General features: G+C 72.0%; 27 protein-coding genes. 13 read left to right on the top strand and 14 right to left on the bottom strand.

The features are described from left to right. Positions 1-6 precede the first annotated feature (6 nt). From AMK29_RS34165 to AMK29_RS34145, 5 genes are all read right to left on the bottom strand, one after another. The gene (locus tag AMK29_RS34165; protein WP_073819970.1) at positions 7-444 is read right to left on the bottom strand and encodes a Fur family transcriptional regulator; all 438 of its coding nucleotides are present in this window, start codon (positions 442-444) and stop codon (positions 7-9) included. 42 nt (positions 445-486) lie between these two features. Next, positions 487-1,059 (bottom strand): FABP family protein, encoded by a 573-nt coding sequence (locus tag AMK29_RS34160; protein ID WP_073819969.1) that lies wholly within the window; start codon positions 1,057-1,059, stop codon positions 487-489. 228 nt (positions 1,060-1,287) lie between these two features. Then, a complete protein-coding gene (locus tag AMK29_RS34155) occupies positions 1,288-2,130 on the bottom strand; it encodes a hypothetical protein (protein WP_073819968.1) in 843 nt (280 codons plus the stop codon). Further along, positions 2,127-2,906 (bottom strand): hypothetical protein, encoded by a 780-nt coding sequence (locus tag AMK29_RS34150; protein WP_073819967.1) that lies wholly within the window; start codon positions 2,904-2,906, stop codon positions 2,127-2,129. The genes AMK29_RS34155 and AMK29_RS34150 overlap by 4 nt, the downstream gene beginning before the upstream one ends. Next, positions 2,903-3,649, bottom strand: coding sequence for a hypothetical protein (locus AMK29_RS34145; protein WP_241845813.1), 747 nt, complete (start codon positions 3,647-3,649; stop codon positions 2,903-2,905). The genes AMK29_RS34150 and AMK29_RS34145 overlap by 4 nt, the downstream gene beginning before the upstream one ends. A gap of 211 nt (positions 3,650-3,860) precedes the next feature. Here AMK29_RS34145 and AMK29_RS34140 point away from each other — a divergent pair, with 211 nt between their 5' ends. Continuing rightward, complete coding sequence (locus AMK29_RS34140) at positions 3,861-4,223, top strand: DsrE family protein (protein ID WP_073819966.1); 363 nt, start codon at positions 3,861-3,863, stop codon at positions 4,221-4,223. 16 nt (positions 4,224-4,239) lie between these two features. Here AMK29_RS34140 and AMK29_RS34135 read toward each other — a convergent pair whose 3' ends face one another. The 7 genes from AMK29_RS34135 to AMK29_RS34110 all read right to left on the bottom strand — a co-directional run bounded on the left by AMK29_RS34135 (position 4,240) and on the right by AMK29_RS34110 (position 8,578). Then, on the bottom strand, positions 4,240-4,503 hold the full coding sequence (locus tag AMK29_RS34135; protein WP_073819965.1) for a DUF3099 domain-containing protein: 264 nt from the start codon (positions 4,501-4,503) through the stop codon (positions 4,240-4,242). 144 nt (positions 4,504-4,647) lie between these two features. After that, positions 4,648-4,935 (bottom strand): DUF1416 domain-containing protein, encoded by a 288-nt coding sequence (locus AMK29_RS34130; protein WP_073819964.1) that lies wholly within the window; start codon positions 4,933-4,935, stop codon positions 4,648-4,650. A gap of 54 nt (positions 4,936-4,989) precedes the next feature. Then, complete coding sequence (locus tag AMK29_RS34125) at positions 4,990-5,835, bottom strand: sulfurtransferase (protein WP_073819963.1); 846 nt, start codon at positions 5,833-5,835, stop codon at positions 4,990-4,992. A gap of 157 nt (positions 5,836-5,992) precedes the next feature. Next, a complete protein-coding gene (locus AMK29_RS38065) occupies positions 5,993-6,073 on the bottom strand; it encodes a putative leader peptide (RefSeq protein ID WP_350497993.1) in 81 nt (26 codons plus the stop codon). A 187-nt stretch (positions 6,074-6,260) separates the two neighbouring features. Further along, entirely contained in the window at positions 6,261-6,947 is a 687-nt protein-coding gene (locus AMK29_RS34120; RefSeq protein ID WP_073819962.1) for an LmeA family phospholipid-binding protein, read from the bottom strand. Positions 6,948-7,094: 147 nt separating this feature from the next. Continuing rightward, a complete protein-coding gene (locus tag AMK29_RS34115) occupies positions 7,095-8,312 on the bottom strand; it encodes a hypothetical protein (protein WP_073819961.1) in 1,218 nt (405 codons plus the stop codon). An 11-nt stretch (positions 8,313-8,323) separates the two neighbouring features. Beyond that, positions 8,324-8,578 carry a MoaD/ThiS family protein gene (locus AMK29_RS34110; protein ID WP_030323286.1) on the bottom strand — a complete coding sequence of 85 codons (255 nt, stop codon included), beginning with the start codon at positions 8,576-8,578 and terminating at the stop codon, positions 8,324-8,326. 499 nt (positions 8,579-9,077) lie between these two features. On the opposite strand from AMK29_RS34110, the gene AMK29_RS34100 reads away from it, so the two are divergent. The 5 genes from AMK29_RS34100 to AMK29_RS34080 all read left to right on the top strand — a co-directional run bounded on the left by AMK29_RS34100 (position 9,078) and on the right by AMK29_RS34080 (position 14,448). Then, the gene (locus AMK29_RS34100; protein ID WP_073819960.1) at positions 9,078-9,887 is read left to right on the top strand and encodes a response regulator transcription factor; all 810 of its coding nucleotides are present in this window, start codon (positions 9,078-9,080) and stop codon (positions 9,885-9,887) included. A gap of 24 nt (positions 9,888-9,911) precedes the next feature. Further along, the gene (locus AMK29_RS34095; RefSeq protein ID WP_073819959.1) at positions 9,912-10,937 is read left to right on the top strand and encodes a LacI family DNA-binding transcriptional regulator; all 1,026 of its coding nucleotides are present in this window, start codon (positions 9,912-9,914) and stop codon (positions 10,935-10,937) included. Between the two features lie 168 nt (positions 10,938-11,105). After that, on the top strand, positions 11,106-12,227 hold the full coding sequence (locus tag AMK29_RS34090) for a S1C family serine protease (protein ID WP_073819958.1): 1,122 nt from the start codon (positions 11,106-11,108) through the stop codon (positions 12,225-12,227). A 32-nt stretch (positions 12,228-12,259) separates the two neighbouring features. Further along, complete coding sequence (locus tag AMK29_RS34085) at positions 12,260-12,988, top strand: response regulator transcription factor (RefSeq protein WP_073819957.1); 729 nt, start codon at positions 12,260-12,262, stop codon at positions 12,986-12,988. Positions 12,989-13,029: 41 nt separating this feature from the next. Continuing rightward, complete coding sequence (locus AMK29_RS34080) at positions 13,030-14,448, top strand: sensor histidine kinase (protein WP_073819956.1); 1,419 nt, start codon at positions 13,030-13,032, stop codon at positions 14,446-14,448. Here AMK29_RS34080 and AMK29_RS34075 read toward each other — a convergent pair. Together AMK29_RS34075 and AMK29_RS34070 are read right to left on the bottom strand one after the other, a co-directional pair. Then, positions 14,413-15,270 (bottom strand): phosphatidylinositol-specific phospholipase C, encoded by an 858-nt coding sequence (locus tag AMK29_RS34075; RefSeq protein ID WP_073819955.1) that lies wholly within the window; start codon positions 15,268-15,270, stop codon positions 14,413-14,415. The genes AMK29_RS34080 and AMK29_RS34075 overlap by 36 nt on opposite strands. 126 nt (positions 15,271-15,396) lie before the next feature. After that, complete coding sequence (locus tag AMK29_RS34070; protein WP_073819954.1) at positions 15,397-17,202, bottom strand: bifunctional metallophosphatase/5'-nucleotidase; 1,806 nt, start codon at positions 17,200-17,202, stop codon at positions 15,397-15,399. 164 nt (positions 17,203-17,366) lie between these two features. Here AMK29_RS34070 and mshD point away from each other — a divergent pair, with 164 nt between their 5' ends. The 7 genes from mshD to AMK29_RS34035 all read left to right on the top strand — a co-directional run bounded on the left by mshD (position 17,367) and on the right by AMK29_RS34035 (position 24,517). Then, positions 17,367-18,293, top strand: a complete 927-nt coding sequence (gene mshD / locus AMK29_RS34065) for a mycothiol synthase (protein ID WP_073819953.1) — start codon at positions 17,367-17,369, stop codon at positions 18,291-18,293. A gap of 119 nt (positions 18,294-18,412) precedes the next feature. Beyond that, a complete protein-coding gene (locus AMK29_RS34060; RefSeq protein ID WP_073820063.1) occupies positions 18,413-18,799 on the top strand; it encodes a GntR family transcriptional regulator in 387 nt (128 codons plus the stop codon). After that, the gene (locus tag AMK29_RS34055) at positions 18,796-19,644 is read left to right on the top strand and encodes an ATP-binding cassette domain-containing protein (protein ID WP_073819952.1); all 849 of its coding nucleotides are present in this window, start codon (positions 18,796-18,798) and stop codon (positions 19,642-19,644) included. Before AMK29_RS34060 ends, AMK29_RS34055 begins: the two co-directional genes overlap by 4 nt. Beyond that, positions 19,641-20,630 carry an ABC transporter permease gene (locus AMK29_RS34050; RefSeq protein ID WP_073819951.1) on the top strand — a complete coding sequence of 330 codons (990 nt, stop codon included), beginning with the start codon at positions 19,641-19,643 and terminating at the stop codon, positions 20,628-20,630. The genes AMK29_RS34055 and AMK29_RS34050 overlap by 4 nt, the downstream gene beginning before the upstream one ends. 215 nt (positions 20,631-20,845) lie before the next feature. Further along, a complete protein-coding gene (locus AMK29_RS34045) occupies positions 20,846-23,113 on the top strand; it encodes an RNA degradosome polyphosphate kinase (protein ID WP_073819950.1) in 2,268 nt (755 codons plus the stop codon). After that, entirely contained in the window at positions 23,100-24,104 is a 1,005-nt protein-coding gene (locus AMK29_RS34040) for a CHAD domain-containing protein (protein ID WP_073819949.1), read from the top strand. Before AMK29_RS34045 ends, AMK29_RS34040 begins: the two co-directional genes overlap by 14 nt. After that, complete coding sequence (locus AMK29_RS34035; protein WP_073819948.1) at positions 24,101-24,517, top strand: NUDIX hydrolase; 417 nt, start codon at positions 24,101-24,103, stop codon at positions 24,515-24,517. The genes AMK29_RS34040 and AMK29_RS34035 overlap by 4 nt, the downstream gene beginning before the upstream one ends. Positions 24,518-24,699: the final 182 nt, after the last annotated feature.

The following is a 24,699-nucleotide window of genomic DNA, read 5'->3' as shown; positions in this document are numbered from 1 at the left end:
GCAAGCCTACGACTCGGCGCCGGCGTCCTTCCCGGCACAGTCCCCGCACCGCCCGAAGATGGCGAAGTGCTTCATGTCCGTCTCGAACCCGAAGGTCTCGCGGAGCTTCCCCTTGAACTCGGCCGCCACCTCGACGTCCGCCTCGATCACCCCGGAGCAGTCCCGGCACACCAGGTGCAGATGGTGGTGCCGGTCGGCGAGGTGGTACGTCGGAGCCCCGTGCCCCAGATGGGCGTGGCTCACGAGCCCGAGCTCCTCCAGGAGCTCCAGGGTCCGGTAGACGGTGGAGATGTTCACCCCCGACGCGGTCCTGCGGACCTCGACGAGGATGTCGTCGGGCGTCGCGTGCTCCAGCGCGTCGACGGCCTCCAGGACAAGCTGACGCTGCGGCGTCAGCCGATAGCCGCGCTGCCGCAGGTCGCTCTTCCAGTCGGTGCTCACCACGCCCTCCAGTGTAGGAGGGCGCGGCGCGCCACCCCCAGACTTCTAGCGGAAGAAGGCGATGCCGTCGTCCGGCAGGTCGCCGAGGTTGCGGGCCATCTCCGCGACCTCCTCCGGCGTCACGACCTTCTTCAGGTGCGCCGACATGTACGGCCGCAGCGGGACCTCGGGGGTCGCCTTCTCGCCCACCCACATGAGGTCGCTCTTGACGTAGCCGTAGAGGCGCTTGCCACCGGAGTACGGGCCCGAGGCCGCCGTCCGGGCGACGGCGTCCGTCGCCAGGTCGATCTGCGGCTTCTGGTCGGCGAGCTCGCCGTACCAGATCTCGACGATGCCCTGGTCACGGACCATGACGACCTCGACCTTGCGGTCCTTGTCGATGCGCCAGTAGCCGCTCTCGCTCTCCAGCGGGCGGACCTTGTTGCCCTCGTTGTCCAGGACCCAGGAGTGGGACGTGTACTCGAGGAAGTCCCGGCCGTCGTGGCTGAACGTCACGGACTGGCCGAAGTTGCACTTCTCGGCGCCGGGGAAGTCGGAGACACCCGCGCCCTCCCACGTGCCGATCAGGAACGCGAGGGGGACGAGGTCCGGGTTGAGGTCGGACGGGATCTCGATCATGAGCAGCTCTGGCGTTCTCTAGAGGTGGTTAGCGCTGGCCCTGGTACAGCTTCTTCACGGCCAGACCGGTGAAGGCGAGCACGCCGACACAGACCAGGACCAGCAGAGCTTCGAAGAAAATGATCACGGGGTGCTCCTCGACTGAGCGGTGAAGGCGGAACGGGCCGGACCCCAGCTTAGTGGGCTGGGGTCCGGCCCACTCGGTGAGGTGGGTCTCGCGCGCTGTGACTAGCCGAGCAGCTGGTTCTGCAGCGTGACGGTCTGCTGGAACGGCACGGCCGGCACCTCGCCCTTACGGGTCAGGGTGATCAGCGCCAGCGTGTCGCCGGCCTGGACGTAGGCCCAGCTGGTCTGCTCGGGGCCGTACGGCTTCTTCTCGTGGAAGGCGTGCAGGCTCGTGTCCGGCACGTCGACATCGTCGGTGAAGTTCTCCAGGACGACGTCCTCCACTCCGTCCGGGAGGGCGAGGGGGCCGTCCGCCGCGTCCACCTGGAGCGCCACGTCCTCGTACGACTCGGCGTACGCCACCGAGCTGAACCGCAGCAGGTGGACGGTGGTCCGGGTGCCGTCCGGCGCCGTCCAGCCCCGGGCGGCGATGTGCCGCAGGGTGGAGTCCGCGAGGCTCCGCTTCAGCTCGGCACGGAACTCCTTCCCGTACAGCGAGAGGTACGCGTCCGTGGACACGAACCCGCCCTTCAGCTTCGGGTCGGGCGTCGCTCCGGTCGGCGCGGGCAGCAGCAGCTCCCGCAGGTCGGCGTGGTGGACCTCGCCCTCGTTGCCGTCGGTGTAGGGGCGGAGGCGGTCGGCCGGCAGCGCGGGGAGGCGGAGCACCGGGTACTCCCAGCGTCCGTCGCTCTCGGTCGCGAGACCGGGCACCTCGTGCCGGTCGAGCGCGGTGATCCCCGCGGCGGTACCGGCGCCGACGCCACCGCAGACGACGACGGCGGCGGTCCAGCGGGCGACGGCCCACAGGACGGCTCGGGTCCGCCGGGGGGCGGCGGACGCGGGAGCCTCCGGCTCCGGCGCGGGCGCCGTCTCGTCGACGGGCGTCTCGGTCAGCTGCCGGCTCATACGTACTCCCCCGGGGACTCGATGTGGCGGAGCTGCTTCTCCACCAGGAGCGCGACGGCCTTCTGGTCGAGCGGCGCGGCGCCGAACGCCGTGACGGTGACCATGACCTCGCCGTCGTACGCCCAGCACATGAGGGACCGCAGCCGGGCCTCCCGCTCCTCCTCGTCGCCGCCCTCGGGCTCGGGTCCCAGGTAGCAGGCGGAGTTCTTGGCGTGGTCCTTGATCTTCGGCCCCTTGCGCAGGTCGAGGAGCTCGGCGAGCTCCTTCCGCAGCTCGAAGAACGCACGGACCTGCTTCCTGTCCTTCATGCGCAGGACCAGCGCCTCCACCTGGAGGTCGTTCTCGACCGAGGCGTACGAGCGCGTCGCCATGCCCTGGATGCCGAGCTTGTCGACCCGCTTCTCGTACTCCCTGCGCTTCTTGCCGTAGGTGCCCTTTCCGGCCTGCTTGAGGAGCGCCGCGGCCTGCCGGCCGGCCAGTTCGCCGTCGTTGCCGTGTCCCGCGAGGTCGGCGCCGAGCACGTAGCCGTCGGGTACGGGCAGGAGCAGCCTGCTGAGCGGGGTGGACGCCCGTCCCCTGACGATGCCGGCGGCCGGGTCCTCGGGGGTCTGGGTCACGGCCGGCTGCGCCCAGGCCTCGGTGGGGGCGGTCCGGTCGGCCCGGTCGACCGTGACGGCCGTGTACGCGACTCCGCCGCCGACGGTCCCGAGCACGAGCACGGCGGTCAGGACGTTCTTGAGGAGCCCGCGCGTGCGGCTCCCGGACTTCTCACTCACAGGCGCCCCAGCTGCCGCTCGGCCAGAGAACGGATGTCGTTCTCGGCGATCTTGCTCGTGTCGGAGATGTAGATCTCGACCGCGATGTCTCCGTGCTGGATGTACGCACGGGCCTGGTGGAGGTCCATGTATCCGGCCTTGCGCTCCACCGGATAGAGGAAGTAGCGGCCGTCTGCGGCACCGGGGACCGGCTCGCCCAGGGAGTCGGCGCTGTCCTCGTCCATCTCGGCGGTCTGCCGTGCGCGCAGGTGCTCCCAGGCGCCGATCCCGGCGCTGGGCCGGTACTGGAGGAGCTTGACGGTGACGCGCCGGTACTCGCCCGTCCGCCACGACCGGGTCGCCACCCGCCGGAGTCCCTGCTCCAGCTGGAACTCCAGGGCGTACGAGGGGTAGTTGTAGTCCGACGCGTACGCGGACAGCGACTCCCACCCGTCCTCACCGTCGGCCCGCGCGCCCGCCGGCCGCGGCACCAGCAGCTTCCGCAGGTCGCCCTGCGCCTTCGCCTGGAGGTCCTCCGAGGCCGGGAGCGGGTCCGGCTCCTCGCCCTTCGGGAGGGGCTTCGCCGGGTACGCCAGGCCCGGCTGGTTCAGCGGCGGGAGCGGGGTCGGCTCCCGGTCCGCCTGGATGCGGTAGCCGACGGCCGTGCCGCCGACGAGACCGAGGAGGGCGGCGACGGCTATCAGGCCCGTCGTGCGGAGGGCACGGCGGCGCGGCCGGGCGGCCGGCGGTGTGTCCGGGGACACATCCGGGATCTCCGGCCGCGAGGCGACCGGAGGCGCGGTTTCCGGGTCGGTCTCCGCCTCCGGCGGCGGTGCCGTTTCCGGATTTTGGATACTTTCTTCGTTGCTCAAGAGTCCCCCCACGAGACCTGAATCGCGGATTCCGTCATCCGCGCACCCAGCTGACACGTGAGGTGTGCGAGGGGTTGCAGGGGCGCGCATTACAGTTCGGTATATGGCGAAGAAGCTCGTGATCAAGGTGACCGCAGGGGCCGACGCCCCCGAACGCTGCTCGCAGGCCTTCACGGTGGCCGCCGTCGCCGTCGCCAGCGGCGTCGAGGTCTCGCTCTGGCTGACCGGCGAGTCCGCGTGGTTCGCGCTCCCGGGCCGGGCCGCCGAGTTCGAACTCCCGCACGCGGCGCCGCTGCCGGACCTGGTCGACTCGATCCTGGCGGCCGGGCGGATCACGCTCTGCACGCAGTGCGCGGCCCGTCGCGAGATCACGGAGAAGGACGTCCTGGACGGTGTCCGCATCGCCGGCGCGCAGGTCTTCGTCCAGGAGGCCCTGGCCGACGACACCCAGGCCCTCGTGTACTGACCTGTACGCGCCCCCCTCAGCGCTCCCGGCGCTTCTTGCCGTCGAGCTCGTCCCACCACTCGTCCGACGTCGGGTCGCCCGACGGGTCGTCCCACCAGCGGTCCTCGGGGCCCCGGCGGTTCGCGACCATCGCCGCGACCGGTGGGATGAGCATGGCGACGACGCACATGCCGATCGCCACCGGCATCGAGAAGAGCCGCACGACGGCCCAGGCGCCCACGAAGAGGAACAGACAGGCGCCCATCATCCAGAAGTAGACGTGCCGGCGGCGTGCGTACACACCTTCAGCGTACGTCCGGGAGCGCCCCGGAGCAGTGGGGGCGGGCCTGCGCGCGGGCAGACCGAAGGGCCGTGCCTCAAGTCCTGGAAATGGCGTCCAACCCCCCAGGAGGCACGGCCCTTCGGCCGGTTCAGCGTTGCGGGATCACACCGCGATGGCGACCTCGGCGAGGCCGCCCTGCTGGGCCACGACCTGGCGGTCGGCGGTGCCGCCCGGGACCAGGGCGCGGACGGTCCAGGTGCCCTCGGCCGCGTAGAAACGGAACTGGCCGGTGGCGGAGGTCGGGACCTCGGCCGTGAACTCGCCGGTCGAGTCCAGGAGGCGGACGTAACCGGTGACGGGCTGGCCGTCCTTGGTCACGAAGCCCTGGATGGTGGTCTCACCGGGCTTGATCGTCGAGGCGTCGGGGCCGCCGGGCTGCGCTCCACACATGTCGTTCTGTCCTTACGGTCGAGGGGTCCGGAGGAGGGGGAGGGGTCCGGGGGATTACTTGTTGGCGCCGAGCTCGATCGGCACGCCGACGAGGGAGCCGTACTCGGTCCACGAGCCGTCGTAGTTCTTGACGTTCTCGACGCCGAGCAGCTCGTGCAGCACGAACCAGGTCAGCGCGGAGCGCTCACCGATGCGGCAGTAGGCGATGGTGTCCTTCGCCAGATCGACCTGCTCGTCCTCGTAGAGGGCCTTGAGCTCGTCGTCCGACTTGAAGGTGCCGTCGTCGTTGGCGTTCTTCGACCACGGGATGTTGCGGGCGCTCGGCACGTGGCCGGGGCGCTGCGACTGCTCCTGCGGGAGGTGGGCCGGGGCGAGCAGCTTGCCGGAGAACTCGTCGGGCGAGCGGACGTCGACCAGGTTCTGGGCGCCGATCGCGGCCACGACGTCGTCGCGGAAGGCGCGGATCGAGCTGTCCTGGGCCTGGGCCTTGTACGTGGTGGCCGGGCGGGCCGGGACCTCGGAGCCGTCGACCAGGTCGCGGGAGTCGAGCTCCCACTTCTTGCGGCCGCCGTCGAGGAGCTTCACGTCCTGGTGGCCGTAGAGCTTGAAGTACCAGTAGGCGTAGGAGGCGAACCAGTTGTTGTTGCCGCCGTAGAGGACGACCGTGGTGTCGTTCGCGATGCCCTTGGCCGAGAGGAGCTTCTCGAAGCCCTCCTGGTCGATGAAGTCGCGGCGGACCGGGTCCTGAAGGTCCTGGGTCCAGTCGATCCGGATGGCGTTGCGGATGTGGTTCTTCTCGTAGGCCGAGGTGTCCTCGTCGACCTCGACGATGGCGACCTGCGGGTTGTCGAGGTTGGCCTCGACCCAGTCAGCGTCGACCAGGACGTCGCTGCGAGCCATGCTGTTCTCCTCCGGGGCAGTGTGCGGCGGTGTGGTGCGGGTGTGGTGCGGTACGCGTCGTCGCGTGCGTACGGACAGCAGGACGTGCGTACGGCTACACAGGGCGGCCCTGACCTCGGGGGGAGGGCCTGAGGAATACGGGAGTGGTGAGTCCCGCTCAGACGGAGCGACAGAGCATGGCGGCGACGCGGCACAGGTCTACTGCCCGCCGCTTCGTGAGATCCGCCTGTCGCTTCATGCCCACGATCGTAGGGACGGACAGGCGGCCGTGTCACCGGTGTGTCGTATTTTGAGACGCGATCGTCCGAGATACGAGACGAGATCATGGCGCGGGCAGGCCCCGGACGCCCGCGCGGCCCGGCCTCGGCCTGTGTTTCTACGCTTCGGACAACGACGTCTCAGCATGTGACCTGAGGGGCGGTGGGTCAGCCCGCCAGGACGATGTCCTTGCCGCTCACCGAGACGGCCAGACCCTCCGGCCGCGGCTCGACCTTCTCCACCTTCATCCCGGCGATCAGACCGATCGGACGCTCGAAGTCGGTCCGGGCGCGCACCAGGTCCTCGATGCCCGGGATGCCCTCGCCGGGCACCTCGTCGGCGCGGACCCGGATGGTGTCGCCGTTCACCACGGTCACGGTCGAGAGGACCGTACGGGTCAGGGTGCGGCCCATGACCGTCACCCCGCCGGTCACCTTCACCTTGCCGTCGCCCCCGTAGGCGACGGTGGCCTCCCGGTCGGAGGCGGCGGTGAGGTCCGCGTACGAGATGAGGGCGGTCCCACTCGCCGAGCCCGCCTTCGCGCCCGCCCAGTCACCGGTCACGGTGACGTCCCGCAGGGCCACGGTCAGCTCGCCGACCCGGATCCGCCGGCTGCCCGCCGTCGCCGTCACGCCGGTCGCCTTCACGTCGACCTCGTCGAACCGCTTGTCCGCGACCTGGGTGAGGAACGGGAAGCCCTTGATGTCGACGTCGATCGACTCGCTCCGGGCCGCCGAGAGCTTCACCCGGCTCGACGCCTCCGACTCGGCGTACGCCACGGCCAGCCGGTCGATCCCGACGAGGACCCCGCCCAGCACGACGGCCACGATCAACAGAATCCGCAGTGCACGCATGGGCTGAGTGTCCCCCCGATGGAAATGGATATGTGCCGGCCCCCCGACACGAAGATCGACGTGTCGGGGGGCCGGTTGGTTCCCGGGCGGCTCTCGGATCAGGGTCCGTTCGGGGCCGGGTCGGGGGCGGCTCGGGGACGGGCGGGGTCAGCCGAGAGCCCGGCCCAGCAGGTACACGGCGGGCGCCGCGGCCGTCAGCGGCAGCGCCACCCCGGCCGTCATGTGGACGAAGCGGGACGGGTAGTCGTAGCTGGCCACCCGCAGGCCGATCAGGGCGCAGACCCCGGCCCCGAGGCCGAGCAGCGCCCCGGAGGTGCCCAGGTCCGTGAACCCGCCGGCCGCGATCCCCGCCCCCGCCGAGGCGAGCAGCGCGGCGACCAGGGACACCGGGCCGGGCAGCGGGAGGGCCCGCGCCAGGACGGCGGCCGCGACCGCGACCCCGCCGACGACCACCGCGTCGGACGCGGCGCCGAGGTGCCCGGTGGCGATGACGGTCAGCGCCGCCGAGGCGACGGTGGCCATCAGGCCGTACATCCGCTCGTCCGGGTCGGCGTGGCTGCGCAGCTGGAGGACGAGGCAGAGCAGCACCCAGACGCCGAGCGTGCCGAGGATCGCGGCGGCCGCGTGCTCCCGGCCGGTGGCGAGCAGGGCCGCGTCGGCGGCGAGGCCGCCCGCGAAGGCGAGGGCGATGCCCTGCCGGGCGGGCCACATGCCGTTGAGCCGGAACCAGCCGGCGGCGGTGAGGCCCTGGAGCAGGACGAGCGGGACGAGCAGGCCGTAGGTGCCGAGGGCGGCGCCGCCGGCGAGCAGCAGTCCGAGGACGGCGGTCAGGGCCGCGGGCTGCATCCCGGGCTCGATCACCGGCGAGCGTCCCTCGGCACGGGCGCGCTGGGCGTCGGTGATCCGGGTGTTCCCCGAGGTCGTGGGCGAGGACCAGCCGGGGCCGGCCTCACCCGCCGCGGGGGCGGGCTGGGGCGCCGGGGCCGGAGCGGGTGCCGGGGCGGCCGCGGGCTCGTGCGCCGCCGCGGGGTACCCGCCCGCGCCGCCCCCGAACGACGGGTACGGCTCGTACGGCTGCTCGTACGGCTGCTCGTACGACTGCTGGTACGGCTGCTGGTAGCCCTCCTGCGTCCCGTACGTCACGGGGGCGGGGTTCTGGGCCTGTGGCTGCGGCTGTGCCTGCGCGGCCCTGGCGGCCTGGACCTGCTCGTACGAGACGGCCGGCTGGTACGTGGTGTCCCAGGTCTGGCCCTCCCACGTCTGCGTGACGTCGGGGTCCTGCGGCCGCTGGTCCATGCCCCGGCCCTGGTTCCCGTTCGCGTACGGGTCGTGCTGCTGACCGCCGTAGTACTGGTCGTTGCTCATTGCTCTGGGGTTCACCCTCCTGCGAACGGGGGGAGCACCTCGACCGTGCCGCCCTCGGCAAGCCGTACCGTCTCATGGCTCCGGGTCCCGACGGGGTCGCCGTCGACCAGGAACGAGCACCGCTTGAGGACCTGGACGAGCTCGCCGGGGTGCTTCGCGCGGGCCGCGTCGAGCGCCTCCGCGAGGTGCTCCGCGGTGTACGGCTCCTCCGCGACTCCTGCGGCGGCCTTGGCCGCGGCCCAGTAGCGGATGGTTCCCGCTGCCATAGCGGCGCTCCCTTCGTTCGTGTGCGCGCCGCTCCCCATGATGGGCTATGCGCGCGTGGGCCGGTCCCCGGGCGGGTGAGCGGGGGCGACGGCGACCGCCGTATCGGTGACACTTGCCGTGAAGGGTTGGCGGACCCCCTCGATCCGGACATCGTCATCCGTACGCGATATGGCCCGCCGGGAGCCGGAAGTGATCAGGGAGACATCCACCATGTGAAATCGTCCCCCTCCCCGGGAAGGTATGTGGGCTATTCTGCTCGGCAGAGGATCCGGGCGATGCAGCCCCCGGGTCCTTTTGCGTTTTCCGACCGTTGTTACGGACGGATGAACAAAAGCTCTCAGGGCGCGAGAGCCGGTAGTGATCTGTACGAAGCAGTGCACGTCCTCGCAGGGACCGAGGAGGAACCGACGTTATGAGCGAGCGCACGCAGCACGACCGACCGATGGCAGGGGGGTCCGCTCCGCACGAGCGGCCCCGACAGCTCGTGGGAGGAGACCGATGAGTTCACTGCTGCTCCTCACCAACGCACTCCAGCCGTCGACCGAGGTGCTTCCGGCACTCGGCCTGCTGCTGCACAACGTCCGGGTGGCCCCGGCCGAGGGCCCCGCCCTCGTGGACACCCCCGGCGCGGACGTGATCCTCGTCGACGGCCGGCGGGACCTCCCGCAGGTGCGTTCGCTCTGTCAGCTGCTGCGGTCCACCGGCCCCGGCTGTCCGCTGATCCTCGTCGTCACCGAGGGCGGCCTCGCGGCCGTCACCGCCGACTGGGGCATCGACGACGTCCTCCTCGACACCGCGGGCCCGGCCGAGGTCGAGGCGCGGCTGCGGCTCGCGATGGGCCGCCAGCAGATCGTCGCCGACGACTCCCCCATGGAGATCCGCAACGGCGACCTGTCGGTCGACGAGGCGACGTACAGCGCGAAGCTCAAGGGCCGGGTCCTGGACCTGACCTTCAAGGAGTTCGAGCTCCTCAAGTACCTGGCCCAGCACCCCGGCCGGGTCTTCACCCGCGCGCAGCTCCTCCAGGAGGTGTGGGGGTACGACTACTTCGGCGGCACCCGTACGGTCGATGTCCACGTACGGCGGCTGCGGGCCAAGCTGGGTCCCGAGCACGAGGCGCTGATCGGCACCGTCCGCAACGTGGGCTACCGCTTCGTCACCCCGGAGAAGGTCGAGCGGGCGGCCGAGGAGGCGCGTGCCAAGGAGGACGCCCGCGCGAGCGCGCGCGTCAAGGGCGCCGCGGGGGACGCCACCCCTTCGGAGGACGTGAACGTGGCGGATGCCACAGTGCGACCTGCCGGTAGGTAGGTCACCCCGCGTAGACTGCCGCGCGTGGCCAAGGTGACGCGGGATGACGTAGCTCGACTGGCAGGTACTTCGACCGCGGTCGTGAGCTACGTCATCAACAACGGACCCCGGCCGGTCGCCCCGGCCACGCGCGAGCGTGTCCTCGCCGCGATCAAGGAGCTGGGCTACCGGCCCGACCGGGTCGCCCAGGCGATGGCGTCCCGGCGCACCGACCTCATAGGCATGATCGTCCCCGACGCGCGCCAGCCGTTCTTCGCGGAGATGGCTCACGCGGTCGAGCAGGCCGCCGCCGAGCGCGGGAAGATGGTCCTCGTCGGCAACTCCGACTACCGGACCGAGCGCGAGGTCCACTACCTGCGCGCCTTCCTCGGGATGCGGGTCTCCGGTCTGATCCTGGTCAGCCAGGGCATGAGCGAGCAGGCCGCGAGCGAGATCGAGGCCTGGGACGCGCGCGTGGTGCTGCTCCACGAGCGGCCCGAGGCGATCGACGACGTGGCCGTCGTGACCGACGACATCGGCGGCGCCCAGCTCGCCACCCGTCACCTCCTGGAGCACGGCCACCCGTACGTGGCGTGTCTCGGCGGCGTCCCGAACACCCCGGCCGTCGGCGACCCGGTCGCCGACCACGTCGAGGGCTGGCGCCGCGCCATGCTGGAGGCGGGCCGCTCGGTCGAGGGCCGGCTCTTCGAAGCCCCGTACAACCGCTACGACGCCTACCAGGTGGCCCTCAAGCTCCTCGCGGGCCCCGACAGGCCGCCGGCGATCTTCTGCTCCACCGACGACCAGGCCTTCGGTGTGCTCCGGGCGGCGCGCGAGCTGCGCATCGAGGTGCCGACGGAGCTGGCGGTCGCGGGCTTCGACGACGTGAAGGAGGCGGCGCTCACCGACCCGCCGCTGACCACGGTCTCCTCCGACCGGCCGGCGATGGCGCGGGCGGCGGTGGACCTGGTCCTGGACGACTCGCTCCGGGTGGCGGGCTCGCGCCGCGAGCGGGTGAAGCTCTTCCCGTCGGCCCTGGTGGTCCGCCGCTCCTGCGGCTGCGACGGCTAGACACGCCCCGCCGCTCCTGCGGCCGCGACGGCCAGACCCGCCCCACCGCGAGCCAGACCCGCCCCGCCGCGAGCCCACGCCGCCCTTTATATAGGGCATACAGGGTTCTGTCGGGCTTCTCAGCCGGTCCTCAGACGGCTCTCATGTACGGCTCCGAGAGTCATAGCCATGACGGACTTCCAGGAGCAGCAGCCGCACCAGCCGTACTACCCGCCGAGGCCGCCGTACGAGCCCACGCCGCACGGCTTCACCGCCGAGCAGGCCGCCACCCGGCCGATGGCGACCCAGCCGATCGTCACCGAGCCGGGCACCACCGTCTGGCCGTCAGGCGGGCACGTGCCGCCGCCGGTGGACCCGCCCGTGGCCGGCACGGTCGCTCCCGTCCCCGCCGCTCCCGCCCACCGCCGGCGCGCTCGGCGCGGTGTCGGCCTCATGGCGGCGGTGGCCATCGCGGCCGCGGCCGTCGGCGGCGGTACGGCGACCCTCGTCCAGCAGATGACCGCCGAGACCCCGGTCGCCGCCTCCTCGAAGGTGAGCGGCACCAACGTCTCCGCGCGCAGCACGGGCACGGTCGCCGGCGTCGCGGACGCCGTCTCCCCCTCCACGGTCGAGATCTCCGCGGCCTCGAACTCCGGCAAGTCGACCGGCTCGGGCGTGATCATCACCTCCGACGGCGAGATCGTCACCAACAACCACGTGATCTCCGGCGCCTCCGAGATCAGCGTGCGCCTCAGCGACGGCAAGACCTACCCGGCCGAGATCGTCGGCACGGACCCCGACAAGGACCTGGCGCTCATCAAGCTGAAGGGCGCCTCCGGTCTCAAGGCCGCCACGCTCGGGGACTCCTCCGAGGTGCGCGTCGGCGACCAGGTCGTGGCGATCGGCTCCCCCGAGGGCCTGACCGGGACCGTCACCAGCGGCATCGTCTCCGCGCTCGACCGGGACGTGACGGTCGCCAAGGACGACGACGGGCAGGAGCAGCGGCAGGAGCAGCGCTACGACCCCCGGCAGGGCTGGCCGTTCGAGTTCGGCGGGCAGGAGTTCAACGGCGACACCGGCTCGTCGAAGACGACGTACAAGGCGATCCAGACGGACGCCTCGCTCAATCCGGGGAATTCCGGCGGCGCGCTGATCAATATGGACGGCGAGATCATCGGAATCAATTCGGCCATGTACGCGCCGAGTGCCGCGAACGGTTCCACGGCCGGAAGCGTGGGCCTCGGATTCGCCATTCCGGTCGACACCGTGAAGGCCGACCTGGACCGTCTGCGCGCGGGCGGCGAGAACTGACCGGCGAACGGACGCCGTGCGACGCTGAGGCCATGACGGGACAGCAGAACGAAGCCGAGCGCATCCTCATCGTCGACGACGAGCCCGCCGTGCGGGAGGCCCTGCGCCGCAGCCTCGCCTTCGAGGGGTACGGGACGCAGGACGCCGTCGACGGCCTGGACGCGCTGGCCCGGATGGAGTCGTACGCCCCCGATCTCGTCGTCCTCGACGTGCAGATGCCCCGCATGGACGGGCTGACGGCGGCCCGCCGGATCAGGGCCTCCGGCTCGACCGTGCCGATCCTGATGCTCACCGCCCGCGACACGGTCGGCGACCGGGTCACCGGGCTCGACGCGGGCGCGGACGACTACCTGGTCAAGCCCTTCGAGCTGGACGAGCTGTTCGCCCGGATCAGGGCGCTGCTCCGGCGCAGCTCGTACGCCGCGGCGACGGCCGCCGCCCCCGCCGACACCGACGTCCTGGCCTTCGAGGACCTGCGGATGGACCTGGCCACCCGCGAGGTGACCCGGGGCGGGCGGACGGTGGAGCTGACGCGGACCGAGTTCACGCTCCTGGAGATGTTCCTGGCGCACCCGCGGCAGGTGCTGACCCGGGAACAGATCCTGAAGGCGGTGTGGGGCTTCGACTTCGAGCCGAGTTCCAACTCGCTGGACGTGTACGTGATGTATCTGCGGCGCAAGACGGAGGCGGGCGGCGAGCCGCGCCTCGTGCACACGGTGCGGGGCGTGGGGTACGCGCTGCGCGGAGGAGGCGCGGAGTGAGCGGTTCCGGGAGAGGGTCCTCCCTCGCGGGGAAGCGGGCCGTGCGGACTCCTCTGGCGTGGTTCCGCTCGCGGCCGCTGCGCTCCCGGCTCGCGCTGCTGACGGCGGTCGCGGTCGCGGTGGCCGTGGCGGCCGTGTCGCTGGCCTGCTGGTTCGTGACGCGGGAGCAGCTGGAGGCGGAGATGGACTCCTCGCTGCGCAGCACCCGGCTCGACCCGTCCGGGGTGCAGAGCCTGCTCTCGCTGTGCCGGCAGGGCACCACGCCGCCGCCGGTGGCGGGCTCGTACACGGTCCAGGTGATCCTCGCGAACGGCAGCGTGTGCACCTCGGGGAAGGCCGCGATCCCGGCCGGGGCCGGCGATCTCGCGGTGGCGCGGGGGCAGCTGGAGTACGCCCTGCACACGGTGCTCGACGACACCGGGCGGGAGATGCGGGTCTACACCTACCCGCAGGAGGGCCCGATCGGGCTCGCCGTGTCGGTGGCCCGGCCGCTCGCCGAGATCGACAACTCGATGTCCACCCTGCGCTGGGTGCTGCTCCTGGTGTCCGGGATCGGGGTCGTCGGCGCGGGCGCGGCCGGTCTGTGGGTGGCCAGGACCGGTCTCGAACCGGTGAACCGGCTGACCGGGGCGGTCGAGCACGTGGCCGCGACCGAGGACCTGACCGTGCGCATCCCGGTGGAGGGCGAGGACGAGATCGCCCGGCTCTCGCGCTCCTTCAACGCGATGACGGCGGCCCTCGCGACCTCGCGCGACCGGCAGGCGCAGCTGATCGCGGACGCGGGGCACGAGCTGCGGACCCCGCTCACCTCGCTCCGTACGAACGTCGAGCTGCTCGCGCGCAGCGAGGAGACGGGCCGGGCGATCCCGCCGGACGACCGGCGGGCCCTGATGGCCTCGGTGAAGGCGCAGATGACGGAGCTGGCGGCACTGATCGGCGACCTCCAGGAGCTGGCCCGCCCGGACGCGGCGCAGCCCGGTCCCCTGGAGGTGGTCCCGCTCCACACGATCCTGCGGGCGGCCCTGGACCGGGCGCGGCTGCGGGGCCCCGGGCTGACCTTCGTGACGGACCTGGCGCCCTGGTACGTGCGGGCGGAGCCGGCCGCGCTGGAGCGGGCGCTGATGAACGTCCTGGACAACGCGGTGAAGTTCTCGCCGGCGCGCGGCACGGTCGAGGTGACCCTGATGCGGGGCGAGCTGACCGTCCGCGACCAGGGCCCGGGCATCGCCCCGGACGAGCTGCCGCACGTCTTCGACCGCTTCTGGCGCTCGCCCTCGGCGCGCAGCCTGCCGGGTTCGGGCCTGGGTCTGTCGATCGTGGCGCGTACGGTCCACCACGCGGGCGGCACGGTCACCCTCACTCCGGCGGAGGGCGGCGGGACGGTGGCGACGGTACGCCTGCCGGGGGCGCCGACACCGCCGCCGTCAGTTGTGGCGGACGAGGGACGCGACGAGGCCTGAGCGGGTGTTCGGGTAGTCCATGGCGACGATGCCGAGGCCCTTCCAGGTGTTCGCCGTGCCGTCCAGGAAGCCGTGGACCCGGGGGTTGAGGTTGTCGGAGTTCCAGCGGGGCGGCAGGGACGCGGACGTGCTGACGAAGTTGATGTACAGCTTGCCGGGCTGTTCGACGGCCGCGCGGAAGTGGGCCTCGATCTTGGGGTACTTGGCGTTCGGCAGGGCGTTCCAGTCGTCCTGGATCGCGAGGGCCCCGGCGTCCCACCACTTGAGGCCGGGCAGGCCGCCGTTGTCGGCGATGAGGACGACCTTGCCGCGGGCCTCGCCCAGGGCGGGGACCGTGTCGCCGATGCGGAACAGCGACCGCCAGCCGCGGTTGTCCAGGTAGTCGTCGAAGATCGCGCGGAAGGTGGCGTCGGAGTCCGAGGAGTACTCCTGCTTGACCCGCATGAGGACGGTCTCGGAGGGGTGGGCGGCGAGGAAGTCGCGGCAGGCGATGAGGACGTCGCCGAACATCATGTTCTGGTACGAGGGGCCGTGGTGGATGGCGAAGGAGCCGCCGGTCACCCGGCACCGGATGTCCAGGAACCTGATCCCGCTGTCCAGTTGCTGGGCGATGGTGGTGTTCTGGCACTCGGACCAGGGGCCGCCGAAGCGGGCTCCGGAGTCGTGGGTGCCGGGGATGGTGAGCCGCGCGAGGGGGGTCCCGTCCGGATGCGCCCCCATCCACGTGCGCGTGTCCAGGGCCGCGGCCCGCGCCCCGGGCACCCCGGCGATCAGTACGGCCCCGGCCCCGAGGGCCCCGGCGAGAAAGCGTCGTCGCTCCATGGACCGGATAATGACAGGTCCCCGTCAACTTTCCCAGAGCGCGGAAGCCATGACGAAAGGGGGCTGCCCCTCCGCCGGTCCGGCGGAGGGGCAGCCCCCTCTTCGAGGTTCGGAGACCCCCGAGGACTACTTGACGACCGTGATGCGGCCGGTCGCCGGAGCCCGGAGCGGCTCGGCGGCCGACGAGTTGGCCGTCAGGTAGGCGATGAAGACGTCGAGGTCCGAGGCGCCGACGAGCTTGTTCGCACCGGTGGCCAGGACCGGGAAGCCGTCACCGCCGCCCGTGAGGAACTCGTTCATCGCGACCCGGTAGCTCTTCGACGGGTCGAGGGGCGCGCCGTTCAGCCGCACCGAGTCGACCACGATCCGGTCGGCGCCCGTCTTCGTCATGTCCAGGGTGTAGGCGAAGTTCTTCGACACCTGGAGGATCTTCGGGGACGCCAGGTTGGCACCGCTGACCTGCTGCTGGAGCGCGGTGACGAGCTGGGCACCGGTCAGGTCGACCACCGTCATCATGTTGGTGAACGGCTGGACGGTGTACGCCTGGCCGTAGGTCACCACGCTGTCCGCGCCCTTGGTCAGCGGCGCGCGGACGCCGCCCGGGTTCATCAGCGCGAGCTGGGCGCCGCCCTTGTCGGCCGGGGCCATGCCCGCCAGCTGCGCGTCGGCGATGAGATTGCCCAGCGGCTTCTCGTACACGTCGAGGGGGTTCTCGATGCTCTCGGCGATGTGGCCGACGGGACGGTTCGCGATCGGCGCGGCCAGGGCGCTCCAGCGCTTGATCAGCGTGCTGATGTCACCGGCCGGCTCCACGTCACGGGTGACGACGTGGTTGGCGGAGGAGACGGCGGTGCGGACGATGTCCTTCGTGCGACGGTCGTAGGTGAGCGTCGTGTCGGTGTAGAGCCGGCCGAAGGAGGCCGCCGAGGTGACCGTGCGCGGCTTGCCCGACGGGTCCGGGATCGAGCACGCGTACGCCTGGTGCGTGTGGCCGGTGACCAGGGCGTCGACCTGCGGGGTCACGTTCTTCGCGATGTCCACGATCGGGCCGGAGATGCCGGCGCCGGCGCCCGGCGTGTCGCAGTCGTAGTTGTACGCGCCCGAGGCGGGCAGGCCGCCCTCGTGGAGCAGCGCGACGATCGACTTCACGCCCTTGCGCTCCAGCACCTTGGCGTACTTGTTGATCGTCTCGACCTCGTCGCCGAACTTCAGGCCCTTGATGCCCTCGGCGGAGACGATGTTCGCCGTGCCCTCCAGGGTCACGCCGATGAAGCCGATCTTGACCCCGTCACGCTCCCAGACGAAGTACGGGTCGAGCAGCGGCTTGCCGCTCTTCTCGTCCGTCACGTTGGCCGTGAGGTACGGGAACTTCGCCCCCTTGAAGCGCTTGCCCTCCTCGAAGCAGCCCTCGGTCGGGTGACAGCCGCCGTTCTGTATGCGGCTCAGCTCGCGGGCGCCCTCGTCGAACTCGTGGTTTCCGACCGAGCTCACGTCGAGCTTCAGCTTGTTCAGCGCCTCGATGGTCGGCTCGTCGTGGAACAGCCCGGAGAGCAGCGGCGAGGCACCGATCATGTCGCCCGCGGCGGCCGTGATGGAGTACCGGTGGCCCTCACGGGCCTGCCGCAGATGCGTGGCGAGGTACTCGGCGCCGCCGACGTTCGGGACGAGCTCGGTCGTGCCGTCCTCCTTGATGCGCGTGAGCCGGCCCGAGGAGCCGGTCGGCGGCTCCAGGTTGCCGTGGAGGTCGTTGAAGGACAGGAGCTGCACGTCGACCATGCGGCCCCAGCCCTTGCCGTTCGAGCCGTGCCGGGCCTCCGTGTCCTGCGAGGCGCCCGCGGGCAGCGCGGCGACGAGCGCGCCGACGGTGGCAAGCCCCGCGCCCACGGCGAGTATCCGCCGTGCCGTCCTCTTCTTCTTCCGTGTCGCTGCCATCGCTCCCCTATTCCCCGCGCCCCGCTGCGGGGGCGCCTCTCGACTGCTGACGTGCCAGCGAAGCCTAGAGTCAACGCGCGTAGCGCAACAGGGGGTAGCGGGTTACGAGACAGTTGCCTTCGCCTTTCCCCGGGGCGGCCGCACGTCACCGTAGGCTCAGGTCCATGACTTCCGACGCGGCACCGGCCCTCGAACCCGGACGGCAGATCCACACGTATGACGAGCTCACGCCCGAGCAGGTCCAGGACGTACTGGACCTGCTGGAGGCCGCCGACCACGCCGACGGCATGCACGCCGTGTCCGAGCAGGGGCGGCTCTACCTGCGGAACGGCAGGCGCGAGGGCGTACGGCACTTCCTGCTCACCGTCGGCCCCCACCTCTACGGCTACGCGCAGCTGGAGGAGACCGACCCCATCGAGGCCCCGGCGGCCGAACTGGTCGTCCACCCGTCCCACCGCGGCCGCGGCCACGGCCGGGCCCTCGGCACCGCCCTGCTCGCCGCCTCCGGCAAGCGGCTGCGCGTCTGGGCGCACGGCGGCAAGTCCGCCGCCCGGCACCTCGCCCAGGTCCTCGGTCTGACGCTCTTCCGCGAGCTGCGCCAGCTGCGCCGCTCGCTGGTCCCGCTCGACATCCCGGAGCCGGTCCTGCCCGAGGGCGTCACCATCCGTACGTTCACCCCGGGCCAGGACGACGAGGCCTGGCTCGCCGCCAACGCGGCCGCGTTCGCCCACCACCCGGAGCAGGGCTCGCTCACCCAGCGGGACCTGGACGACCGGACGGCCGAGCCCTGGTTCGACCCGAAGGGCTTCTTCCTCGCGGAGAAGGACGGCCGGCTGATCGGCTACCACTGGACGAAGACCCACGCCGAGGAGCAGCTCGGCGAGGTGTACGTCGTGGGCATCCTGCCCGACGCCCAGGGCGGCGGCCTCGGCAAGGCGCTCACGGCGATCGGCCTGCGCCACCTGGCGGCGCAGGGGCTGCCGACGGCGATGCTGTACGTGGACGCGGACAACACCTCGGCGGTGCGGGTCTACGAGGGCCTGGGCTTCACGACGCACGAGGTGGACCTGATGTACCGCACGGAGTCGTAAGTCCGGTCACGCGCGGCGCGGTTGACACCGTCCCGCCGCGGAGGGGGCGGTTTGACACCGCCCCCTTCTTTGCACCACCCTTTCACTACTTGATTAGTGAAAGGGTGGTGGAAGGGATCGTGGTCGAGTACCGCATCGACCGGCGCAGTGGCGTCGCCACCTACCTCCAGATCGTCCAGCAGACGAAACAGGCCCTCCGCATGGGCCTCCTGGAGCCCGGCGACCGACTGCCCACCGCACGCGAGGTCGTCGAAGCGACGGCCATCAACCCCAACACGGTCCTCAAGGCCTACCGGGAGCTCGAACGCGAAGGACTCGTCGAGGCCCGCCGCGGCCTCGGCACCTTCGTCCGCGCCACCCTCGGCACCGGCCCCGCCGACTCGCCCCTGCGCGGCGAACTCGCCGACTGGGCCCGCCGGGCACGCGCGTCGGGCCTCGACCGCGAGGACGTGGCCGCGCTCTTCACATCCGTACTGAAGGAACACTTCGAGGGGGACGACGCATGACCCAGGACGGCATCGCGCTGGAGGCCGCTCTGCTCGGCAAACGGTACGGAGGACGCGGCGGCCGCGGCTGGGCCCTCCGGGAGTGCGACTTCGCCCTCCCCACCGGCCGGATCTGCGCCCTCGTCGGCCCCAACGGCGCCGGCAAGTCCACGCTCCTCGCCCTCGCCGCCGGGCTCCTCCGCCCCACCGAGGGCACCCTCGCGGGCCCGGCCCGCCGGCACCTCGCCTACGTCGCCCAGGACAAGCCGCTCCACCCCCGGCTCAGCGTCGCGGACACCCTGCGCATGGGCCGCGAACTCAACCCGGGCCGCTGGGACTCCGCCCTCGCCGAGCGGGTCGTCGAGGGCGGCGGCTTCTCCTCCGACACCCTCGTACGCGACCTCTCCGGCGGCCAGCGGACCCGCGTCGCCCTCGCGCTCGCCCTCGGCAAGCGCCCCGAACTGCTGCTCCTCGACGAACCGATGGCCGACCTCGACCCGCTCGCCCGGCACCAGCTGATGGGCCTGCTCATGGCCGACGCCGCCGAGCACGGCACCACCGTCGTCATGTCCTCGCACATCCTCACCGAGCTGGAGGGCGCCTGCGACCACCTCATCCTGCTCCACGGCGGCCGGGTCCGCCTCGACGGCCCCGTCGACGCGCTCCTCGCCGCCCACACCCTGCTCACCGGCCCGATCGCGGACCTCACCCCGCACACGGTCGTCGAGTCCCGCACGACGGGCCGCCAACTCACGGCCCTGGTCCGCCACGAGGGCCCGGTCGAAGGCCCCTGGGAGACCCGGGAACCCTCCCTGGAGGACCTCCTCCTCGCCCACCTCCGCACCACCGAAGGAGCCCCCGCATGAGCACCCTCACCCTGAAGGGCACCTACTGGGTGACGGTCCGCCAGTACCGCAGGACTCTCTGGCTGGCGGGAGCGCTGGTGGTCCTGGCGCTCGCGGTGATCGGGGGGCTGCGGATCTGGGACCTGCAGTACCCGGACCTGCGCATCGAGAACCGGTACGAGGTCGTCTCCGACGACAACCGCGCCCACGGCGTGCTCCGCTTCGCCGTGGAGCAGCTGTCCACGGGCCTGGTCCTGCTGCCGCTCCTCGTCGGCGCCCTCGTCGCCGGTCCGCTGATCGCCCGCGAGTACGAGTCGGGGACGTACAAGCTGTCCCTCACCCAGTCGGTGAGCCCGGCGGCCTGGCTCCGCGCCAAGCTCCTCACCGCGACCGCCGCCGCCCTCCTGACGACGCTCGCCCTCATGGCCGTCTTCCGGATCGGCTGGGGACGGACCTCGGGCACCTGGGCACTGCACTGGGCCGGCCGTGGCCCGTACGAGGCGACCGGCGTCGTCCTCGTCGCCTACCTCCTCGCCGCCGTCGCCGTGGGCGCCCTCCTCGGACTGCTGATCCGGCGCGCTCTCGTCGCGATGGCGGCCACGGGCCTGGTCATGGGCATCGTCCTCCTCGTCGTCGGCGCGTTCCGCTGGTCGTTCCTCCCGGTGCAGACGATCACCGGCCCCGCCGGCACCGCGCTCTCGCTCACGCACTCGGTCGACAGCCTGACGATGGAGTCGGGTCTGCTCACCGCCACCGGCGCCCGCTTCGACGAGCGGATCTGCTGGGAAGAGGCGGCCCGGACGCCGGGCACCGACCACACCATGGGCCTGTGGGGCAAGGTGGAGGCCCAGTGCCAGGCCCGGAACGGCGTCACCGGCCAGTACATCGACTTCCACCCCCAGTCACACTTCTGGCCCACCCAGCTCATCGAGAGCGGCATCGTCCTCGCCCTCGCCGCCCTCGCGGCCCTCGCCGCCTTCCGCGTGCTGCGCGCCCGTCACCCCTAGGCCGCACCCGTAAGGAGGATTCGGGGGGCGAATCCCTGACCAAGGGCCCGCCCCCCGATTCCCCTACGACACGTCCCCGTTACCGGCCATTCAGACGCGCTTGCGACGCTCACGCAATGAAGCGCTCCGTGTCCGGTCTTCCCAAGGGGAGACTTCCCTCCCCCACGGTCCGTTCCGACGCGCCTGAGCTGCCCCTCGCGCGGAAGAATAGGGTCATGAGCAAGCAGCCCGCCGAGGTCCCGGTCCAGTCCTCCGCCACGCAGTCCGCCGCTTCGAGCGCCCCGACGTCCGCGCAGCCGTCCGTCGGCTCCATAGCCGCCCACCGCGCGCAGGTGGTGAACGGCGCCGTCGTGACCGATCTCGACCCCGACCTGGACGCCGATCCCGACACGTACGAGGACGACGGCGCACTCGGCGACGAGCTGCCCCAGGGGCGCTTCCTCGACCGGGAGCGCAGCTGGCTCGCGTTCAACGAGCGCGTCCTCGAACTCGCCGAGGACCCGACGACCCCCCTCCTCGAACGGGCGAACTTCCTCGCGATCTTCGCCTCGAACCTCGACGAGTTCTTCATGGTCCGCGTCGCCGGCCTCAAGCGCCGCATCGCCACCGGCGTCGCGACCCGTTCCGCCTCCGGGCTCCAGCCCCGCGAGGTCCTCGACCTGATCTGGACGCGGTCGCGCGAGCTCATGGCCCGCCACGCCGCCTGCTTCCAGCAGGACGTCGCCCCGGCCCTGGCCGACGAGGGCATCCACCTGATCCGCTGGCCCGAGCTCACGGAGAAGGAGCAGGCGCGGCTCTTCACCCTGTTCCGGCAGCAGATCTTCCCGGTCCTCACCCCGCTGGCCGTGGACCCGGCGCACCCCTTCCCGTACATCTCGGGACTCTCGCTGAACCTCGCCGTGGTCGTACGCAACCCGGTGAGCGGCCACCGCCACTTCGCGCGCGTGAAGGTACCGCCGCTGCTGACCCGCTTCCTGGAGGCCTCCCCGCAGCGGTACGTCCCCCTGGAGGACGTGATCGCGGCGCACCTGGAGGAGCTGTTCCCCGGCATGGAGGTGCTCGCGCACCACATGTTCCGGGTGACCAGGAACGAGGACCTGGAGGTCGAGGAGGACGACGCCGAGAACCTGCTCCAGGCCCTGGAGAAGGAGCTCATGCGGCGCCGCTTCGGCCCGCCCGTGCGCCTGGAGGTCGAGGAGTCCATCGACCCGTACGTCCTCGACCTGCTCGTGCGCGAGCTGAAGGTCTCCGACGCCGAGGTCTATCCGCTGCCGGGCCCGCTGGACCTGACCGGGCTGTTCGGGATCGCCGGGCAGGACCGGCCCGAGCTGAAGTACCCGACGTTCATCGCCGGCACCCACCGGGACCTCGCCGAGGTCGAGTCGGCGTCGGCGCCGGACGTGTTCGCCGCGCTGCGCGAGCGGGACGTGCTGCTCCACCACCCGTACGACTCGTTCTCGACGTCCGTACAGGCCTTCCTGGAGCAGGCGGCCGCCGACCCGGACGTCCTGGCGATCAAGCAGACGCTGTACCGGACCTCGGGCGACTCCCCGATAGTCGACGCCCTGATCGACGCCGCCGAGTCCGGCAAGCAGGTCCTCGTCCTCGTCGAGATCAAGGCCCGCTTCGACGAGCAGGCCAACATCAAGTGGGCGCGGAAGCTGGAGGAGGCCGGCTGCCACGTCGTGTACGGCCTCGTCGGCCTGAAGACCCACTGCAAGCTGTCGCTGGTCGTACGGCAGGAGGGCGAGCTGCTCCGCCGCTACTCGCACGTCGGCACGGGCAACTACCACCCGAAGACCGCCCGGCTGTACGAGGACCTCGGCCTGCTCACGGCCGACCCGCAGGTCGGCGCGGACCTCTCCGACCTGTTCAACCGGCTCTCCGGCTACTCCCGCCGCGAGACGTACCGGCGCCTGCTCACGGCCCCCAAGTCGCTGCGGGACGGGCTGGTCTCCCGGATCACCAAGGAGATCGCCCACCACCGCGCCGGCCGCCCCGCGTACGTGCGGATCAAGGTCAACTCGCTGGTCGACGAGGCGATCATCGACGCCTGCTACCAGGCCTCGCGGGCCGGCGTCCCCGTCGACATCTGGGTCCGCGGCATCTGCGCCGTGCGCCCCGGGGTCACCGGCCTCTCGGAGAACATCCGGGTGCGCTCGATCCTCGGCCGCTTCCTGGAGCACTCCCGGGTCTTCACCTTCGGCAACGGCGGCGAACCCGAGGTCTGGTTCGGCAGCGCCGACATGATGCACCGCAACCTGGACCGGCGGATCGAGGCCCTGGTCCGGGTCTCCGACCCGGCCCACCGCGCGGCGCTCACCCGGCTCCTGGAGACCGGGATGTCCGACACCACCTCCTCCTGGCACCTCGGCCCCGACGGGAACTGGACGCGGCACGCGACCGACCCCGAGGGACGGCCGCTGCGGCACGTGCAGGAGATGCTCATCGACGCGCGGAGGCGCCGGCGTGCTCAAACCTGACCACTCGCACCACGGACGGGACGTCACGGCGGGCGAGGTCCTGGCCCCCTACCTGCACGCCCGTGCCGCGGACTTCCTCCGCGGCCTCCGGCTCCACTCCGAGAGCGGCTCGGACACGGCAGGTGCGGAGGAGGCGGCCCGCACGCTGCGGGCCGCCGCCCGCCGGATCAGCGGCACGCTCCACACGTTCCGGCCGCTGCTCGACCAGGCCTGGGCGGACCAGCTGCGGACCGAGCTCGCGTGGCTCTCCGGCACCCTGGCCCTGGAGCACGCCTGCACCTCCCGGCTCGTCCGCCTGATGGACGCGCTGTCCCGCCTGTCGAGCGGAACGAACGGCGGGGGCGGGCCCGTCCCCGCCGCCCGGGGCGGTGACGCGGCCGGGCTCAGCGTGGGAGCAGCCCGGGCCGGGGCGCTCCTCGAACGCCAGCTGACCCTGGCCCGTACGCGCGCCCACTCGGCCTCCCTCCAGGCCCTCGGCTCGGCCCGCTTCCACGCCGTCGCCGACGCCGTCGCCCTCCTCGCCTCCGAGGTCCCGCTCGGCCCCGTCGGCGCGGCCCCCGCCGTCGAGGTCCTGGACGGCCCCGCCGAGGTCGCCGGGCGGCGCCTCCTCGACGCGGTCGCCGCCCTGCCCCTGACCCGGGCGGCCCACCCGTACAACGCGGACGCCCTCGGGCTCGCCGCCGGCGAGGGCCAGGACGCGCCCTGGCACCAGACCCGGCTCCTGCTGCGCCTGCACCGGTACGCCACCGAGGCCCTGCACACCGGCGGCGAACCCGAACCCGTCCTGTACGAGGCGGCCCGCGCCCTGGACCGGCACCGCGACGCCGCCGAGGCCGCGACGGCCGCCGCCACCGCCGCCCGCACCCCGCGCATCGCCCCGGCCACCGCGTACGCCCTGGGCGTGCTCCACGCCGACCAGCGCCACGAGGTCGAGGCGGCCCGCTTCGCCTTCCAGCGGGCCTGGCGGAGAACGACGGCCCCGGTCCCATGAGCGACGACCGAGCCCCGGTCCTGGCGGCGGGCTGCGTCCTGTGGCGCCCGGCGGTTTCCGGCCACGGCATCGAGATCGCGCTCGTCCACCGGCCGAAGTACGACGACTGGTCGCACCCGAAGGGCAAGCGGAAGCGCGGCGAGACGGCGGAGGCGTGCGCGCTGCGCGAGGTGCTGGAGGAGACGGGACAGCGCTGTGAGCTCGGCGCCCGCCTGCCGACCGTCCGCTACACCGTGGACGGGCGCCCCAAGGAGGTCGTCTACTGGACGGCCCGCGCCCTGAGCGGCACCTTCACACCGTCGCGAGAGGTCGACGCCCTGCTCTGGCTGCCGCCCACGCCGGCCCGGGCCCGTCTGACCATGCCGCGCGACCGGCAACTCCTGGACACGGCCGTGGCGACTTCCCGCCACTGAACGGCCCCGGCCGCCGCCCCAGGGCGCCCGCACCCGGGCTTACGGCACGGTTCACCTCCCGTTCACCCTCTTCGGTCGACCGCTTCACCTGTTCTGCCTAATTTCGGACGTACACGGTGCTCCCAGCACATCGATGCACCACCAACCGACACACGCCGCCGTAGAAACGTTCAGGACACTCG

This window comes from Streptomyces sp. CB02261 (assembly GCF_001905665.1).
GTDB lineage: Bacteria > Actinomycetota > Actinomycetes > Streptomycetales > Streptomycetaceae > Streptomyces.
Note: the sequence above shows the minus strand (reverse complement) of the source record. Positions and strands in the feature narration are given on the sequence as shown.

Bases quoted from the DNA above. Each gene is read 5' to 3' on its own strand.
- AMK29_RS34160 (WP_073819969.1), bottom strand. From the start codon at position 1,059: ATGATCGAGATCCCGTCCGACCTCAACCCGGACCTCGTCCCCCTCGCG.
- AMK29_RS34155 (WP_073819968.1), bottom strand. From the start codon at position 2,130: ATGAGCCGGCAGCTGACCGAGACGCCCGTCGACGAGACGGCGCCCGCG.
- AMK29_RS34140 (WP_073819966.1), top strand. From the start codon at position 3,861: ATGGCGAAGAAGCTCGTGATCAAGGTGACCGCAGGGGCCGACGCCCCC.
- AMK29_RS34130 (WP_073819964.1), bottom strand. From the start codon at position 4,935: ATGTGTGGAGCGCAGCCCGGCGGCCCCGACGCCTCGACGATCAAGCCC.
- AMK29_RS34125 (WP_073819963.1), bottom strand. From the start codon at position 5,835: ATGGCTCGCAGCGACGTCCTGGTCGACGCTGACTGGGTCGAGGCCAAC.
- AMK29_RS38065 (WP_350497993.1), bottom strand. From the start codon at position 6,073: ATGAAGCGACAGGCGGATCTCACGAAGCGGCGGGCAGTAGACCTGTGC.
- AMK29_RS34120 (WP_073819962.1), bottom strand. From the start codon at position 6,947: ATGCGTGCACTGCGGATTCTGTTGATCGTGGCCGTCGTGCTGGGCGGG.
- AMK29_RS34115 (WP_073819961.1), bottom strand. From the start codon at position 8,312: ATGAGCAACGACCAGTACTACGGCGGTCAGCAGCACGACCCGTACGCG.
- AMK29_RS34110 (WP_030323286.1), bottom strand. From the start codon at position 8,578: ATGGCAGCGGGAACCATCCGCTACTGGGCCGCGGCCAAGGCCGCCGCA.
- AMK29_RS34100 (WP_073819960.1), top strand. From the start codon at position 9,078: ATGAGTTCACTGCTGCTCCTCACCAACGCACTCCAGCCGTCGACCGAG.
- AMK29_RS34090 (WP_073819958.1), top strand. From the start codon at position 11,106: ATGACGGACTTCCAGGAGCAGCAGCCGCACCAGCCGTACTACCCGCCG.
- AMK29_RS34085 (WP_073819957.1), top strand. From the start codon at position 12,260: ATGACGGGACAGCAGAACGAAGCCGAGCGCATCCTCATCGTCGACGAC.
- AMK29_RS34075 (WP_073819955.1), bottom strand. From the start codon at position 15,270: ATGGAGCGACGACGCTTTCTCGCCGGGGCCCTCGGGGCCGGGGCCGTA.
- AMK29_RS34070 (WP_073819954.1), bottom strand. From the start codon at position 17,202: ATGGCAGCGACACGGAAGAAGAAGAGGACGGCACGGCGGATACTCGCC.
- mshD (WP_073819953.1), top strand. From the start codon at position 17,367: ATGACTTCCGACGCGGCACCGGCCCTCGAACCCGGACGGCAGATCCAC.
- AMK29_RS34055 (WP_073819952.1), top strand. From the start codon at position 18,796: ATGACCCAGGACGGCATCGCGCTGGAGGCCGCTCTGCTCGGCAAACGG.
- AMK29_RS34050 (WP_073819951.1), top strand. From the start codon at position 19,641: ATGAGCACCCTCACCCTGAAGGGCACCTACTGGGTGACGGTCCGCCAG.
- AMK29_RS34045 (WP_073819950.1), top strand. From the start codon at position 20,846: ATGAGCAAGCAGCCCGCCGAGGTCCCGGTCCAGTCCTCCGCCACGCAG.
- AMK29_RS34035 (WP_073819948.1), top strand. From the start codon at position 24,101: ATGAGCGACGACCGAGCCCCGGTCCTGGCGGCGGGCTGCGTCCTGTGG.